The organism is Alkalimonas cellulosilytica, from assembly GCF_036325985.1.
GTDB lineage: Bacteria > Pseudomonadota > Gammaproteobacteria > Enterobacterales > Alteromonadaceae > Alkalimonas > Alkalimonas cellulosilytica.
The window spans coordinates 238097-253337 of sequence record NZ_JAUHLI010000002.1 but is presented as its reverse complement, the minus strand read 5'-3'; the positions used below and the strand labels follow the sequence as shown (position 1 = coordinate 253337).

General features: G+C 51.6%; 15 protein-coding genes. 11 read left to right on the top strand and 4 right to left on the bottom strand.

Annotated elements, in window-relative coordinates; genetic code table 11:
* Nucleotides 1–47: 47 nt before the first annotated feature.
* The 4 genes from fba to tkt all read right to left on the bottom strand — a co-directional run bounded on the left by fba (nucleotide 48) and on the right by tkt (nucleotide 5436).
* The gene (gene fba / locus QWY20_RS02890) at nucleotides 48–1085 is read right to left on the bottom strand and encodes a class II fructose-bisphosphate aldolase (protein ID WP_330127530.1); all 1038 of its coding nucleotides are present in this window, start codon (nucleotides 1083–1085) and stop codon (nucleotides 48–50) included.
* A gap of 64 nt (nucleotides 1086–1149) precedes the next feature.
* On the bottom strand, nucleotides 1150–2334 hold the full coding sequence (locus QWY20_RS02885) for a phosphoglycerate kinase (protein ID WP_330127529.1): 1185 nt from the start codon (nucleotides 2332–2334) through the stop codon (nucleotides 1150–1152).
* 27 nt (nucleotides 2335–2361) lie between these two features.
* Complete coding sequence (gene epd, locus QWY20_RS02880) at nucleotides 2362–3384, bottom strand: erythrose-4-phosphate dehydrogenase (protein ID WP_330127528.1); 1023 nt, start codon at nucleotides 3382–3384, stop codon at nucleotides 2362–2364.
* Nucleotides 3385–3435: 51 nt separating this feature from the next.
* Nucleotides 3436–5436: a transketolase gene (tkt, locus tag QWY20_RS02875; protein ID WP_330127527.1), complete on the bottom strand. Its 2001-nt coding sequence runs from the start codon at nucleotides 5434–5436 to the stop codon at nucleotides 3436–3438.
* Between the two features lie 324 nt (nucleotides 5437–5760).
* Here tkt and metK point away from each other — a divergent pair, with 324 nt between their 5' ends.
* The 11 genes from metK (at nucleotide 5761) to QWY20_RS02820 (ending at nucleotide 15240) form a co-directional block, all read left to right on the top strand.
* A complete protein-coding gene (metK, locus tag QWY20_RS02870) occupies nucleotides 5761–6909 on the top strand; it encodes a methionine adenosyltransferase (protein WP_330127526.1) in 1149 nt (382 codons plus the stop codon).
* 216 nt (nucleotides 6910–7125) lie between these two features.
* Nucleotides 7126–8697: an AbgT family transporter gene (locus QWY20_RS02865; RefSeq protein WP_330127525.1), complete on the top strand. Its 1572-nt coding sequence runs from the start codon at nucleotides 7126–7128 to the stop codon at nucleotides 8695–8697.
* Nucleotides 8698–8946: 249 nt separating this feature from the next.
* Nucleotides 8947–9903: a hypothetical protein gene (locus QWY20_RS02860; RefSeq protein WP_330127524.1), complete on the top strand. Its 957-nt coding sequence runs from the start codon at nucleotides 8947–8949 to the stop codon at nucleotides 9901–9903.
* 106 nt (nucleotides 9904–10009) lie between these two features.
* Nucleotides 10010–10735 (top strand): 16S rRNA (uracil(1498)-N(3))-methyltransferase, encoded by a 726-nt coding sequence (gene rsmE, locus QWY20_RS02855; RefSeq protein ID WP_330127523.1) that lies wholly within the window; start codon nucleotides 10010–10012, stop codon nucleotides 10733–10735.
* A gap of 7 nt (nucleotides 10736–10742) precedes the next feature.
* Nucleotides 10743–11696: a glutathione synthase gene (gene gshB / locus QWY20_RS02850; protein ID WP_330127522.1), complete on the top strand. Its 954-nt coding sequence runs from the start codon at nucleotides 10743–10745 to the stop codon at nucleotides 11694–11696.
* A 60-nt stretch (nucleotides 11697–11756) separates the two neighbouring features.
* Complete coding sequence (locus QWY20_RS02845) at nucleotides 11757–12314, top strand: YqgE/AlgH family protein (RefSeq protein WP_330127521.1); 558 nt, start codon at nucleotides 11757–11759, stop codon at nucleotides 12312–12314.
* Nucleotides 12314–12742: a Holliday junction resolvase RuvX gene (gene ruvX / locus QWY20_RS02840; protein WP_330127520.1), complete on the top strand. Its 429-nt coding sequence runs from the start codon at nucleotides 12314–12316 to the stop codon at nucleotides 12740–12742. The genes QWY20_RS02845 and ruvX overlap by 1 nt, the downstream gene beginning before the upstream one ends.
* On the top strand, nucleotides 12726–12971 hold the full coding sequence (locus QWY20_RS02835) for a DUF1653 domain-containing protein (protein WP_330127519.1): 246 nt from the start codon (nucleotides 12726–12728) through the stop codon (nucleotides 12969–12971). The genes ruvX and QWY20_RS02835 overlap by 17 nt, the downstream gene beginning before the upstream one ends.
* Before the next feature lie 162 nt (nucleotides 12972–13133).
* Nucleotides 13134–13388 (top strand): superinfection immunity protein, encoded by a 255-nt coding sequence (locus QWY20_RS02830; RefSeq protein ID WP_330127518.1) that lies wholly within the window; start codon nucleotides 13134–13136, stop codon nucleotides 13386–13388.
* The gene (locus QWY20_RS02825; protein ID WP_330127517.1) at nucleotides 13381–14076 is read left to right on the top strand and encodes a YIP1 family protein; all 696 of its coding nucleotides are present in this window, start codon (nucleotides 13381–13383) and stop codon (nucleotides 14074–14076) included. The genes QWY20_RS02830 and QWY20_RS02825 overlap by 8 nt, the downstream gene beginning before the upstream one ends.
* A 12-nt stretch (nucleotides 14077–14088) precedes the next feature.
* Nucleotides 14089–15240, top strand: coding sequence for an efflux RND transporter periplasmic adaptor subunit (locus QWY20_RS02820; RefSeq protein WP_330127516.1), 1152 nt, complete (start codon nucleotides 14089–14091; stop codon nucleotides 15238–15240).
* Nucleotide 15241 lies beyond the last annotated feature (1 nt).

Below are 15241 nucleotides of genomic sequence, written 5' to 3'. Positions count from 1 at the left end.
TTAAACTTTATTAAACAAAGCGAGCAATAAACAGACAATCCAGTACTTTAGCTGTAGAAACCAACCATAGCCTCTAAACTCACTGGTTTGATCTTACTGCCATTGCCAGCACAGCCAAAAGCTTCGTAGCGTGCAACACAAATTTCAGTCATGGCTTTAGTAGAAGCCTGCAGGAATTTGCGAGGGTCAAACTCAGCCGGATGCTGCGCCAAAAAGCGTCGGATGGCACCCGTGGAAGCCAGACGCAGATCGGTATCAATATTCACTTTCCGCACACCATGCTTGATGCCTTCCAGAATTTGTTCTACCGGCACACCATAGGTTTCCGGGATTTCGCCACCAAACTCATTGATCACTTTCAACCACTCTTGCGGTACCGAGGACGACCCGTGCATCACCAGGTGTGTGTTAGGAATTTTGGCATGAATGGCTTTGATGCGATCAATGGCCAGAATATCCCCTGTTGGCGGCCGACTGAACTTGTAAGCACCATGGGATGTTCCGCAAGCAATCGCCAGGGCATCTACTCCGGTAGCTTTGACAAATTCAAAAGCCTCATCCGGATCGGTCAGCATTTGGTCGTGGGTCAGCACCCCTTCAGCACCGATACCATCTTCCTCACCGGCGGTTCCCGTTTCCAGCGAGCCCAAACAGCCCAGCTCACCTTCTACCGACACGCCACAGGCATGCGCAATATCGACCACACTCTTGGTCACCGCGACATTGTAGTCATAATCCATCGGCGTTTTGCCATCTTCGCCCAGCGAGCCATCCATCATTACCGATGAAAAGCCCAGCTGAATGGAGCGCTGGCAGACGGCCATGGAGGTGCCATGATCCTGATGCATCACCACCGGAATATGTGGAAACTCTTCAATGGCCGCCAGGATCAGGTGGCGCAGAAAAGGCGCTCCAGCGTATTTGCGGGCTCCAGCCGAGGCCTGCACAATGACCGGGCTATCGGTTTGATCCGCAGCCAGCATAATAGCGCGCATTTGCTCCAGATTGTTGACATTAAATGCCGGTACACCATAGCCATGCTCTGCAGCATGATCCAGCATCTGACGTAATGATATAAGTGCCATGAGATCCTCTCTCTGTTAGGGTACAAAGTTATCAATGCTCTTTGAGCTTATGTTTTTTAATATTTTATAGCGCTGTCCGCGCCCGTTCTTCCAGTATAGCGACTGCTGGCAGAGTTTTGCCTTCCAGAAACTCGAGGAAAGCGCCGCCACCGGTCGAAATGTATGACATTTTGTCCGCTATGCCGTATTTATCAATGGCCGCTAAGGTATCACCACCGCCTGCGATGGAAAACGCCGGGCTTTCGGCAATGGCGTTGGCAATGGCTTCAGTACCTGCAGCAAACTGGTCGAATTCAAACACGCCGACCGGGCCATTCCAGACAATGGTGCCGGCACTTTTCAGAAGCTTCACCAAGGCAGCCGTCGTCACAGGGCCAATATCAAACACCATGTCATCGTTGGCAATATCATTCACAGCTTTAAGCTCTGCGGGTGTGTCGGCGCTGAAGGCTTTGCCAGTCTTCACATCGGACGGCACAGGGATGCTGGCACCACGTGCTTCTGCTGCAGCCATCAGACGCTTTGCTTCCGGGATTAAGTCATCTTCACACAAAGATTTGCCAACGCCATGGCCAGATGCCGCGATAAAGGTATTGGCAATACCACCGCCAACTATCAGTTGATCGACCACGCCGGATAACGACTCGAGCACCGTAAGTTTGGTTGACACTTTAGAGCCGCCGACAATAGCCACCAGCGGCCGTTTCGGATTTTGTAGCGCTTTGGCCAGGGCATCCAGCTCATTTGCCAGTAATGGGCCGGCACAGGCAATGGGTGCATATTTGGCAACGCCATGAGTGGACGCCTGAGCACGATGCGCCGTGCCAAAGGCATCCATCACAAAGATATCGCACAGTGCTGCCAGCTTTTGCGCCAGTGCATCGTCGTTTTTCTTCTCGCCAGTATTGAATCGGACGTTTTCAAACACCACCAATTCACCTGGCTTGGCATCAACGCCATTCAGATAATCACGCGCTAACCGAACCGGAACCTTCAGTGCCTGTTGCAACCAGGCCACTACCGGTTGCATCGAAGCCTCTTCACTGTACACGCCTTCCTCCGGGCGACCGAGATGCGACATCACCATCACAGCGGCCCCTTGCGCCAAGGCCAGCTCAATGGTCGGAAGTGCTGCTCTTAAGCGCGCATCGGAGGTCACAGCGCCGTCTTTCACCGGTACATTCAAGTCTTCCCGGATAAGCACTCGCTTGCCGCTAAGTTCCAGCTTAGTCATCTGTAAAACCGTCATGAGTTTCTCCCTATCAAATAAATTCTATCAACAGGCCATCATGGCCCTGGCTGTATCCAGCATCCGATGGGCAAAGCCCCACTCGTTGTCACACCACAACAGGCATTTTACCAGCCGTTTGTGACTGACCCGGGTAAGCGAGCCATCGACAATGCAGGAGTGCGAGTTGTGATTGAAATCTACCGACACCAAAGGCTCTTCGGTGTAATCCAAAATCCCGGCCAGCTGCGCCTTGCCAGCGCGTTGCAACACCTGATTGATCGCGGCTGGGGTGACATCCTGATGCAAGGTAAGACTGACATCCATCGCCGTAACATTCACCGTTGGCACCCGTACAGCAATGGCTTCAAAGCGACCGGCCAATTGCGGCAAAATACGCTCAATGCCAAGCGCTAACTTGGTATCGACCGGAATAATCGACTGACTAGCGGCTCTGGTACGGCGTAAATCGGTATGGTAAGCATCGATCACCTGCTGATCATGCATTGAGGCATGGATGGTGGTGATGGTGCCACTTTCAATGCCATAAACATCGTCCAGCAATTGCAACACCGGCACCACACAGTTGGTGGTGCAAGAACCATTGGAGACAATCTGCATCGCTGGTGTCAGGTGCTGCTGATTAATCCCAAATATCACCGTAGCATCGACATCGGCATCGGCTGGATGCGAGAACAACACCTTTTTAGCGCCAGCCTCCAGATGCCAGCTGGCATGCTGACGTGAATGAAACACACCGGTACACTCCAACACCACATCAATGCCAAGCTCTTGCCAGGGAAGCTCACTCGGATCTGCCTCAGCAAAGAGCAGGATCAGATCCCCATTCACTGAAATACCCTGCTCTACCCGCTGCACATCCGCAGCAAAGCGACCATGCGAGGTGTCGTACTTCAATAAATGCGCCACCCCTTTGGCATCAGCCAGCTCATTGATGGCAACCACCCGGATATCTTGCCGACCTGACTCGTACAACGCCCGAACAATATTACGGCCAATACGGCCGAAACCATTGATAGCAACACGAATAGGTTCTTGCGAACTGGGCATTCGTTTCATGCTCCTTAGAAAAAAGGACAGCCCAGGCTGTCCTTGTGTCTGTTACTGATTAAGTAGCTCACGGGCAGCGGCCAGCACCTTATCGCTGGTGATGCCAAAATAAGTAAACAACTGCTCGGCAGGCGCCGACTCACCAAAGCCGGTCATACCGATGACTTTGCCATTCAATCCCACGTACTTGTACCAGCCATCCATAATCCCGGCTTCCACCGCAATACGGCGGCTGACGGCAGCCGGCAGGACTTGTTCGCGGTAGCTGGCATCCTGCGCATCAAATACATCGGTGGATGGCATCGATACCACCCGCACTTTGCGGCCTTCTTGCTGCAGTTGCTGCGCAGCGCTCATCGCCAATTGCACTTCGGAGCCAGTTGCCATCAGGATCAGTTCCGGCGTGCCTGCACAATCCAGCAGCACATAACCACCACGGCGAATCGCTGCCAGTTGCTCTGCGCTTCGCTCTTGCTGCGGTAAGCCCTGACGGGTAAAGATCAAGCTGGTTGGGCCTTCCGTGCGCTCAATGGCTGCTTGCCAGGCAACAGCAGACTCGACCTGGTCGCACGGGCGCCAGTTCATCAGGTTAGGCGTGGCACGCAGTGCCGCCAATTGTTCAACCGGCTGGTGGGTTGGGCCATCTTCGCCCAAACCAATGGAGTCGTGAGTGTAGACAAAAATCACCCTTTGTTTCATCAGCGCGGCCATCCGCACTGCATTGCGGGCGTATTCCATAAACATCAGGAAAGTTGCGCCATAGGGCACAAAGCCGCCATGCAGTGCAATACCATTCATAATGGCCGACATACCAAATTCGCGCACGCCGTAATAAATGTAGTTACCGCTGGCATCGTTGTGCGTCAGTGGTTTTGAACCTGACCAGATGGTGAGGTTGGAGCCGGCTAAATCGGCTGAACCGCCCATAAACTCAGGCAACAACGGGCCAAAGGCATTCAGTGCATTTTGCGACGCTTTGCGTGTTGCAACGTTCGCTGGGTTCGCTTGCAGTTTTTCGATGTAGGCAGCACTTTGCTCGGCCCAGTTGGCAGGCAGCTCGCCACTGTTACGGCGTTCAAACTCAGCGGCTAGCTCAGGATGTGCAGCCCGGTAAGCAGCCAGCTTTTGTTGCCAGTTTTGCTCGGCCAGCTGCCCTTTGGCTTTGGCATCCCAGTCGGCGTAGATATCTGCCGGGATCTCAAAAGGGGCGTGCGGCCATTGTAAGAATTCACGGCTGGCTGCAATTTCAGCATCACCGAGCGGTGCACCATGACAATCATGGCTGCCACCTTTGTTGGGTGCACCGTAACCAATCACGGTTTTGCAGCAAATCAGGGTTGGCTTGCCGGTTTCAGCTTGCGCCTGCTCGATAGCAGCTTTTACTGCCTGCGCATCATGGCCATCGACCGATTCAATCACCTGCCAACCATAGGCTTTAAAACGTGCCGGCGTATCATCGGTAAACCAACCTTCCACTTCGCCATCAATCGAAATACCGTTGTCATCCCAGAAAGCAATCAGCTTACCCAAACCTAAAGTGCCCGCCAGCGAGCAAGCTTCGTGCGAAATCCCTTCCATCAGGCAACCATCGCCGAGGAACACATAAGTAAAGTGATCAACCAGCTCATGACCTGGCCGGTTAAACTGGGCCGCCAGCGATTTCTCGGCAATCGCCATACCCACCGCATTGGTGATGCCCTGACCTAGCGGGCCTGTGGTGGTTTCGACGCCTGGTGCGTAGCCATACTCAGGGTGGCCTGGTGTTTTGGAGTGCAACTGGCGGAATTGTTTCAGATCTTCGATGCCAAGCTCATAACCGGATAAATGCAGCAGCGAATACAACAGCATGGAGCCGTGGCCGTTCGACAGCACAAAGCGATCGCGATCTGCCCAGTTCGGGTTGTGCGGGTTGTGCTTTAAAAAATCACGCCACAGCACTTCAGCAATATCCGCCATACCCATAGGGGCACCCGGATGACCTGAGTTGGCTTTTTGAACCGCATCCATGCTAAGGGCACGAATGGCGTTGGCGAGTTGTTTACGAGATGGCATGCTAACTCCTGGGTAGTTGAAAAAATTGGCTCGAGTCATGGCAAAGCCATCACCCTGAAATAGTGCTGTTATACCGTGAGTATGCGACAGGGTCTTGCTGCCCTGCTTTTTGTGCTGCGTATTTTCGCCCAGCCATCGGCCAATGGCAAATTTAAAATCACCTCTTCGACTGGTGAATACAGCGTCAAAGACGTCTGGCCGTCAACTTTTTCTAGCCAAGTGTGATCGATTTCTCTAAAATAGCCGTTATAAATCGGCACCCGCACTGGACACCCTTTGCAGCGGGCGCTATGTATTTAACTTTTTTTAATGGATAACAGGCCCATGGCACAACATATCTTTACTTCTGAATCCGTATCCGAAGGACATCCGGATAAAATCGCCGATCAGATCTCTGATGCGGTGCTGGATGCCATTCTGGCACAAGATCCTAAGGCGCGGGTTGCCTGCGAAACCTTCGTGAAAACCGGTATGGTGTTGGTGGGCGGCGAAATCAGCACCAGCGCCTGGGTCGATATTGAAGAGCTGACCCGTAAAACCGTGCGCGAAATCGGTTATGTGCATTCCGATATGGGCTTTGATGCGGACTCCTGTGCTGTACTCAATGCCATTGGCAAGCAATCACCGGATATCAACCAGGGTGTTGATCGTGCCGATCCAAAGGAACAAGGTGCCGGCGATCAAGGCCTAATGTTTGGCTATGCCAGTAATGAAACCGACGTGCTGATGCCAGCGCCTATTACTTACTCACACCGTTTAGTTCAGCGCCAGGCCCAGGTACGCAAAAATGGTACCCTGCCCTGGTTGCGTCCGGATGCTAAGTCTCAGCTTAGCTTTATCTATGAAGATGGCAAGCCGGTGGGTATTGATGCGGTGGTGCTGTCCACTCAGCATTGCGACACCATCAGTACTGACGATCTGCGCGAAGCGGTGATGGAAGAAATCATCAAGCCGGTATTGCCAGGCGAGTGGTTGACCAGTCAAACCAAATTTTTTATTAACCCAACCGGTCGTTTTGTGATTGGTGGCCCTATGGGCGACTGTGGCCTGACCGGTCGTAAGATCATTGTGGATACCTATGGCGGTATGGCTCGTCACGGTGGTGGTGCTTTCTCTGGTAAAGATCCATCCAAGGTAGATCGCTCAGCGGCTTACGCTGCCCGTTATGTTGCAAAGAACATTGTGGCTGCCGGCCTGGCCGATCGCTGTGAAATTCAGGTCTCTTACGCCATTGGTGTGGCTGAGCCTACCTCTATCAGCGTGGAAACCTTTGGTACCAGCAAGCTGGAAGAAAGCCATCTGATTGGATTGATCCGCGAGCATTTTGATCTGCGCCCATACGGCCTGATTGACATGCTGCAACTCGAGCGTCCTATCTACCTGCCAACAGCGGCCTATGGTCACTTTGGTCGCAATGAGTTCCCGTGGGAGCAAACTGACAAAGCTGAAGCGTTGCGTCAGTACGCCAAATAAGCCAGCAGTGAGAGCTGCTATGAAAAGGAGAGCTCAGGCTCTCCTTTTTTCTGGCTAAAGCACGGCTAAAGAGCCATCGTCAACAGTTTCACCCGGCTGTTTTTTGTGTATGATAAGGCAGCCTTGTCTGAGTACTGATGTTCAGACCGCTAATTAAAACGAAGTTTCAGGGGAACACGGCGCACGCTCGTCCCATAAAAATTACAAGGAAAACCTATGTCCGCACAACAGGCCGCTCCAGCTGAAAAGCAGAGCATGCTCAATCGCGCCTTAAACGCGATTGAAGTAGTCGGCAACAAGCTACCCGATCCAGCTATTTTATTTGCCCTTTTGATGGTGTTTGTCTGGGTCGCATCCTGGTTGCTGTCTGGCGTTAGCTTCAATGAAGTTGACCCACGCACCGGCGAGTCCATTCAAATTGCTAACCTGCTGGCAGGCAGTTCACTTACTGAGTTTACCTCCCGCATGGTCAATACTTTCGTGACCTTTGCTCCACTGGGTATCGTATTGGTTGCGATGCTAGGCCTTGGTGTGTCTGAGCACACCGGTTTTATCAATGCCGGCCTACGCTCCATTTTAAGTGTCACTCCCAAAATGTTGCTTACCCCAGTGCTGATTGCTGTTGGTATTCTTAGCCACGTGGCGGTCGATGCTGGTTATGTCTTGGTGATTCCACTCGGAGCGGTAATTTTCTATGCTGCTGGCCGTCACCCTTTGGCCGGTATTGCTGCAGCATTTGCCGGTGTCTCCGGTGGTTTTTCAGCAACCTTCTTTATCCCATCCAGCCTGGATCCGATGCTGGCAGCTTTTACCCAGGAAGCGGTGAATTTGTCTGCGCATCCGGCTGCAGCTGATCTGGTGATCAACCCGCTGAACAACTTTTACTTTACCACCGCCTCAACGTTCTTAGTGATTCTGGTGGGTTGGTTCCTGACCGATAAAGTGATTGAACCGCGCCTGAAAAATACTCAGGTTGACGCCGATGCGGCCGACTTGCCGGTGATGGATGAGCTTACCAGCCGTGAGAAAAAAGGACTGATGTGGGCTGCTTTATCAATGGTAGGCGCCTTTGTGTTGCTGGTTATTTCTGCCCTGCCAGAAGGTTCTGCCTGGCGAGCCGACTCCGGTGAGCTGGCTGATGCAGCCGCCCCATTGATGCGCTCTATTGTTTCGTTAATCTTTATCTTCTTCTTAATCCCTGGTGTGGTTTATGGCTATGTAGCAGGAACGGTGCGTAGTCATCGTGATATCGTTGAAGGCATGAGCAAAGCCATGAGCGGCATGGGCTATTACATTGTGATGGCCTTTTTCTGTGCTCAGTTTATCTATGCCTTTGGTCAATCCAACCTGGGTGCGCTGATGGCCATTAAAGGCGCCAACTGGTTAAAAGAAATGGCCTTCCCGATGGGCTTTACCCTGATTGGTATTGTGCTGCTGACCGGTTTTGTCAACCTGATGGTCGGCTCGGCTTCGGCCAAGTGGGCCTTAATTGGTGCCATTATGGTGCCGATGCTGATGGAGCTTGGTGTATCACCAGATTTGACGCAGGCGGCTTACCGGGTCGGTGACTCAAGCACCAATATCATCACCCCACTGCTACCCTACTTCCCACTGATCGTGGTGTTCTGCCAGAAGTATGTTAAATCCAGTGGTATCGGTACCCTCATCTCCCTGATGCTGCCCTTTACCGTAGCCTTCCTAATCTGCTGGACGGCTTTCTTGCTGCTGTTCTGGGGCTTTGATATCCCGTTAGGTGTCGGTGCCAGCCATAGTTTCCCTGCTGGTTAATTGGTCAACAAGCAAGGCAAAAAACCCTGTCAGGCATGACAGGGTTTTTTTATGTATTCCGGTCTCTTATGTCAGTTCTGTTTACATTTAGACCAGCATACACCTGGCCTTGCATTGTAATTTTCTAATTTATATAAGAAAAAAATAATGGTCTGTTTTTTGCTAACTTTTAAGGCATAGCACAAAAGGATGTAAGTCCGGATTACCAAGTAAGTCTGGCCCGGCAGACAAAGCCTTAAGGAAATGACTATGAAAACTTTATTTGTTACGGGGGTTGCACTTGTTGCAGGTTGCGCATTCTTGATGTCTACCGCAAATGCTTCTCCCCTATGTACAACCGGTAGTGTTAAATTGACATCGCTGACAACCCTGGCAGCTGATCATAGCAATACGGCTTATGACTCAGACTACTTTACTGACAACAATTTACTCAAAAGTGACTACATAGCTACCAATTGTATGGGGCTATTTTCCGAGCCAAGCAATATTGGCAGTATTATTGATAAAGCAGATCCAAATCGTGGCTGGTTAGGTGACGGACTGTTAAATGGTGGTATTTATAGCTGGGGAGGTCAAGGCCCTAATGCTCAAACTAAGCGGTTAATAGACCCAGAACAGTTCCTTAAAGATGCAACCGGTCTGGATGATATCAGTGGTCTATTGATGGGTCTTAAAGACAAAGACGATCCCGTAGATCCAGGTTGGATCACATTAGGCAAGCAAGATATCGGTTCTGCGTTCTCCTATGAAAGCATTAAAGGCAGTAACCCGCTTGATTTGGCTGATGTGTTGGATATTCGTTTTGATTGCACCGGCGATTGCAAGACTGGTACCTGGTCTCTGGTGACGACGCCAGACATCATCTCATTAGTTCAGGGTGCTCTGGGTGATAATCGCTCCACTTTTGATATGCTGGCTTTTACTTTTAAAGCAGGAACTGAGTGGGCAGTGTTTAACTTTAATTTTGCCGCAATTTTCCAGAATGAGATTTTCAATTTAGGCAATACTGGCCTCGACGCCCCATTCAATACCCCATTTGCCTTTGCAGGTACATGGGATACCAGTGTATTTGGCAGTGGCCTGTCGCATGTTGGTGTGGCGGCACGCGACCCAATTCAAACAACAACCACTACCCCAGTTCCAACCCCTGCCTCAATTGCAATAATGGGTATAGGTTTGCTGGCACTACGTCTATTCCGTCGCTAATGTCAGAAAAATTTACAGTATAACAAAACCCGCTACGGCGGGTTTTTCTTTGGCTATGCCCGGCAAATTGCTACCATACAACTATGGTCACTAACCGTGCTGTTTTATGCGTATCCCAAGAATCTTTGTCGACTTACCACTTACTACTCAGTCCCTGGCTTTACCTGACGATGCTGCTGCTCATGTTGGGCGGGTGCTGCGAATGCAGCCAGGCGATGCTTTGCAGCTTTTTAATGGCAATGGCAAAAATTATGCGGCCACTATTGATCAAGTGAACAAAAAGCAGGTGCTGATTTCGATTACTGGATCAGAGCTTAATGAGACCGAGTCCAGCTTGCATTTGCACCTGGGGCAGGTCATTTCACGTGGTGATCGAATGGACTTTGCCATTCAAAAAGCGGTCGAACTTGGCGTAAGTGCCATTACCCCACTGTTCTCTGAGCGCTGTGGCGTGAAGCTGGATGGTGAACGGCTCGAGAAAAAGCAGCAGCAATGGCAAAAAATTGTGCACTCTGCCTGCGAGCAATCGGGCCGCAGCCTGATACCCAAAGTTCTGCCGGCGTTGCCACTGACAGCTTGGCTGGCTGAACCAACAAAAGATCTAAAGCTGACCTTGCATCCATGGGCCAGCGACACCATTAAGACATTAACGCCAGCCCAAAGTATTCGTCTGATGATAGGCCCGGAGGGTGGCTTTAGCGAGCAGGAAATGACAGCTGCTCTGGCAGCTGGTTATCTGGGCATTCGGCTTGGCCCTCGCGTATTACGAACCGAAACCGCAGCGCTCACGGCCATCAGTGCCCTGCAGCTGCAATTTGGCGATCTCGCCTGAGGATCTTATGACAGCACTTAACATCGGTATTGTGATGGACCCTATTGCGGACATCACCATCAAGAAAGACACCAGTTTCGCCATGTTGCTGGAAGCCCAGCGCCGTGGCTACACCATTCATTACATGGAAATGGCAGACTTGTACTTGCTGGAAGGGCAAGCCCGCGCGCGCTCACGCTTGTTGATGGTGGAGGAAGACCCAGCCAACTGGTATCAGTTTGGTCAGGAGCAGGATATTGCGCTGGGCGAACTGGACGCCATCTTGATGCGTAAAGATCCGCCGTTTGATACCGAGTACATCTACGCCACCTATATGCTGGAGCTGGCCGAGCAACAAGGCTGTCTGATCGTGAACAAACCACAAAGCCTGCGCGATGCCAATGAAAAACTCTACACCAGCTGGTTTAGCCAATACACACCGAAAACTCTGGTTAGCCGCGACTCGGCCCGCTTAAAATCTTTCTGGCAAGCTCATCAGGATGTCATCATCAAGCCACTTGATGGCATGGGTGGCGCTTCCATTTTCCGCCTGAAAGCCGATGATCCCAATGTTGGCGTGGTGCTGGAAACCCTGACCGCTCACAACAGCCGCTATGCCATGGCTCAGCAGTTTGTGCCAGCCATCAGCGAGGGCGACAAACGCATTTTAATGGTTAATGGTGAACCTATCCCTTATGTGCTGGCCCGGATCCCGGCGAAAGGCGAAACTCGCGGCAATTTAGCTGCTGGCGGCCGTGGTGAAGTGCGGCCACTCAGCGACAGCGACCGGGCCATTGCCGAAGCCGTTGGCCCCACCTTGAAAGCGAAAGGACTTATTTTTGTGGGTTTGGATATCATTGGTGATAAACTAACTGAGATCAATGTCACCAGCCCCACCTGCGTGCGGGAAATTGAAGCCGAAGCTCCCGTGCATATCACCGGTCAGTTGTTTGATGCCATCGAACAGTTGCTCGGTAATTGAAGTACCTAGTCTGTTCCCAGCCAACAATACCGTTGGCTGGTAGCGAATAAGGAGCGCAGCATGAATACCTTTGAGCATCACTTTTTGATCGCTATGCCATCGCTGCAAGACCCATTTTTTCAACGCAGCGTGACTTATATCTGTGAACACAATGAAGACGGCGCCATGGGTATCGTGATTAATCACCCACTGAAAGCCACCATTGGCGACTTACTGCAGCAACTGGATATCGAGTTTGATCCAAAAAACCCGATCACAGAACAGGCCGTCTGTGCCGGCGGCCCGGTACAGGCCGATCGAGGCTTTGTGCTGCACAAAGCACAGCCAGGCTATATGAGTAGCATGCAGTTGGACGATGATCTGATGATCACCACCTCCAAAGATATTTTGCAGTCCCTGACGACTTCCGATGGGCCGGATAAATTTTTACTGGCTTTGGGGTATGCCGGCTGGGTGGCCGGTCAACTGGAACAGGAAATCGCCGACAACTCCTGGCTGGTGATCCCAGCCGATAGCAGCATTATTTTTGACCTGGCCCATGCCTACAAATGGCAGGCTGCCACCAAAAAAATGGGCATTGAAACCTGGCAACTGAGCAGTACCGCAGGACATGCTTAATGAGTACAGATAAACACCGCTCAGTACTTACCTTTGATTACGGCACCAAAAGCATTGGCGTTGCTATCGGTCAGGAGCTGACCGGCAGCGCCAGTGTACTGGCTGCACTGAAAGCCCGCGATGGGATTCCGGATTGGGACCAGATTGAAAAACTGCTTAAGGAGTGGCAACCGGATCTGTTAGTAGTTGGTTTGCCGCTGAATATGGATGGTACGGAGCAGGAGTTTACCGTACGCACCCGAAAATTTGCCAACCGGCTGCATGGCCGCTTTGGGCTGCCGGTCGAACTGCATGACGAACGCCTGACCACTGCCGACGCCAGGCAACAGCTCTTTGCCGAAGGTGGTTTTCGTAACCTCAGCAAAGACAAAGTCGATAGCGTCTCGGCAGTGCTTATTTTTGAGAGCTGGTATGAAAACCGAGCCTGATAATCTCCTCATTCAGCCCGGCTATTACCAGCATTACAAAGGCCCTTTTTATCAGGTACTGGATCTGGCCCGCCACAGTGAAACCGAAGAATGGCTGGTTATTTACCGGCCGCTTTATGGTGAGCGCGCTCTGTGGGCACGGCCCCTTGCGATGTTTTGTGAACAGGTATCACACCAAGGTGCTTTGATCCCTCGTTTTCGTTATCTCGGCGATACGCTGCCTGAATAAACGCAGTTCCCCTACTCGATTTGCCGAAAATCCCGTTATTTTGCCACTTATCATCTTTTTTGCTTTTCATGGTCACGCCATTGCTATGCTCCCCGACATCGACAACAGCGATTGTAAAAGATCGTTACATATTTCAACTTAGCTGATGGTCTGGAGGGTGTTATGTTTGATACAACCGAATGGGCGCACACACTGCAACAAAGTAATCTGACCTTTTTAATCTGGTTTGTGCCGCTGTTTTTAGCGATTTATTTTGTTCCAACCCTGTTAGCGGTAGCCTTTAACCGTCGACATCTTGGCAAAATCGCTTTGGCCAATATCCCGGCCGGTTTTTCTGTCATTGCCTGGTGCGCGCTGATTGGCGTTGCAATCAGTGGGAAATTAATCGAATCAACACGGAGTAAACACCATGAGTAAATCTGCCGCACACGGGTTAGTCGACATTTTTGTTGCCCCCAAACAATTATTCAATGCATTACCAGATAAAAAGGGCTGGAGCTGGCTGGCATTTTTATTGATTATTTTCATCACTGCGCTTGGTATGTGGTGGTTTTATGCTGGCATGAGCCCGGAGTGGATTGTCGAGCAGCAGCTAGCCGCCGTGGCGCATAACATGACACCAGCAGAGATTGAAGAAAGCCGGGCTTTGATGGGACATATGGCGGATAAAACCGGCATCTTTGCTGTTGGCGGTACACTGGTAATGACCCCAATTATGCTGGCGATCATGGCCGGTTACTTGATGCTGGTAGGCAACCCCGGACAAAAACGTTCTTATGGTGACTGGTATGCGATGGCCGTTTGGAGCAACATGCCAGGCATTTTGAATATGCTGGGTTTGATGGTATTGGTTCTGGTTAGCAGCAATCCAAACATGCCTTTGACTGCGGTCAATTATCTGTCGGTAAACCAATTGCTGTTAGGCCTGGAGCCCGGACAAGCTTGGTATAACTGGGCTGAACAACTGAACTTAATCTATCTGTGGATCACCGCCTTATTTGCTGTAGGTCTGCGCAGCTGGAGTGGTTACAGTGTTGCCAAGAGTAGTCTGTTAGCCGCTATCCCACTGCTGGTTATTTTCGGCCTATGGGCTGTGTTTATTTAACCGGGAACCATCATGAAAAAATTGCTGCTTCTCCTGCTGATTGGTGCAACCCTGGTAGCCCTTATTGCGCTCAGTCAGTACCGTCAGTCGCAACAAGCCATTAGCGTGACCACCGCCCTGGTCACCGAAGGCGCTCTGGCCGATAGCATTCTGGCTTCCGGCAATCTGGAGTTTAATACCCAAATCCAGATCCGCTCTGAAGTCACCGGCCGGGTATTGGAAGTGCTGGTGGACGAAGGCGACATGGTGGAAAAAGGCCAGGTACTGATGCGATTAGACCCGACCGCCTTTGAAGCTGATGTCAGCAGAACCCGTGCTTTGGTGCGCAGCCAGCAAATAGATATTGAGCGAGCCAAAGCGCAACTGGCGGACCTTGAGCGTCAGTTCGCCCGTCAACAACAAATGCATCGCAGTGGTCTGGTGCAGCAGGAAACCATCGACAGCCTGCAAAGTCAGCTGGATATTGCTCATATCAATGTAGCCGCAGCCCAGGCGGCACTTGAGCAAGGCAAAGCCAGCCTCACTATGGCCGAAGATAATCTTAGTAAAACCATTTACCGGGCGCCCATTGCCGGCTTGCTGTCCACCGTCGATATCAAACCCGGCGAAACCGTGATTGCCGGCAGTACCAATATCATTGGCTCACCTTTGATGACCTTAGCTGATCCCAGTGCCATTCTGGCGGAGCTGCGGGTTGATGAAGCCGATATTGCCAATGTGCACCTTGGACAACGGGCAGAGATCTTTGCGGCGGCTTACCCGCATCAGGCTATCCCCGGCGAAGTGATTCAGATTGCAACCTCAGCCCGCTACATGAATCAAAGCCAAAGCTTGTCGTTTCGGGTCAAAGTGTTGCTGCAGCCTGACGATATCGCGCTGTACCCGGGCATGAGCTGTCGGGCGGAAATCATCCTGTCGGAACAAGAAGCGGGTTTGCAGATCCCTATTGCCGCCGTGCAAAAGGACGGAGACCAGAGCTTTGTCTGGACAGTAGTGGATGGCCAGGCCAGCAAACGCTCCGTCTCGCTGGGGCTGGCTACCGACATCGCCCAGGAAGTTCAGTCTGGTTTAAGCCTGGATGAACAAGTCATTATTGGCCCTGCCCGTACCCTGCTGCGCATTCAGGATGGCAGCCGCATCCGGGCCACCCTGCAGGAGTATTAAC

Coding starts and splice junctions, on each gene's coding strand:
- fba (WP_330127530.1), bottom strand. CDS start 1,085: ATGGCACTTATATCATTACGTCAGATGCTGGATCATGCTGCAGAGCAT.
- QWY20_RS02885 (WP_330127529.1), bottom strand. CDS start 2,334: ATGACGGTTTTACAGATGACTAAGCTGGAACTTAGCGGCAAGCGAGTG.
- epd (WP_330127528.1), bottom strand. CDS start 3,384: ATGCCCAGTTCGCAAGAACCTATTCGTGTTGCTATCAATGGTTTCGGC.
- tkt (WP_330127527.1), bottom strand. CDS start 5,436: ATGCCATCTCGTAAACAACTCGCCAACGCCATTCGTGCCCTTAGCATG.
- metK (WP_330127526.1), top strand. CDS start 5,761: ATGGCACAACATATCTTTACTTCTGAATCCGTATCCGAAGGACATCCG.
- QWY20_RS02865 (WP_330127525.1), top strand. CDS start 7,126: ATGTCCGCACAACAGGCCGCTCCAGCTGAAAAGCAGAGCATGCTCAAT.
- QWY20_RS02860 (WP_330127524.1), top strand. CDS start 8,947: ATGAAAACTTTATTTGTTACGGGGGTTGCACTTGTTGCAGGTTGCGCA.
- rsmE (WP_330127523.1), top strand. CDS start 10,010: ATGCGTATCCCAAGAATCTTTGTCGACTTACCACTTACTACTCAGTCC.
- gshB (WP_330127522.1), top strand. CDS start 10,743: ATGACAGCACTTAACATCGGTATTGTGATGGACCCTATTGCGGACATC.
- QWY20_RS02845 (WP_330127521.1), top strand. CDS start 11,757: ATGAATACCTTTGAGCATCACTTTTTGATCGCTATGCCATCGCTGCAA.
- ruvX (WP_330127520.1), top strand. CDS start 12,314: ATGAGTACAGATAAACACCGCTCAGTACTTACCTTTGATTACGGCACC.
- QWY20_RS02835 (WP_330127519.1), top strand. CDS start 12,726: ATGAAAACCGAGCCTGATAATCTCCTCATTCAGCCCGGCTATTACCAG.
- QWY20_RS02830 (WP_330127518.1), top strand. CDS start 13,134: ATGTTTGATACAACCGAATGGGCGCACACACTGCAACAAAGTAATCTG.
- QWY20_RS02825 (WP_330127517.1), top strand. CDS start 13,381: ATGAGTAAATCTGCCGCACACGGGTTAGTCGACATTTTTGTTGCCCCC.
- QWY20_RS02820 (WP_330127516.1), top strand. CDS start 14,089: ATGAAAAAATTGCTGCTTCTCCTGCTGATTGGTGCAACCCTGGTAGCC.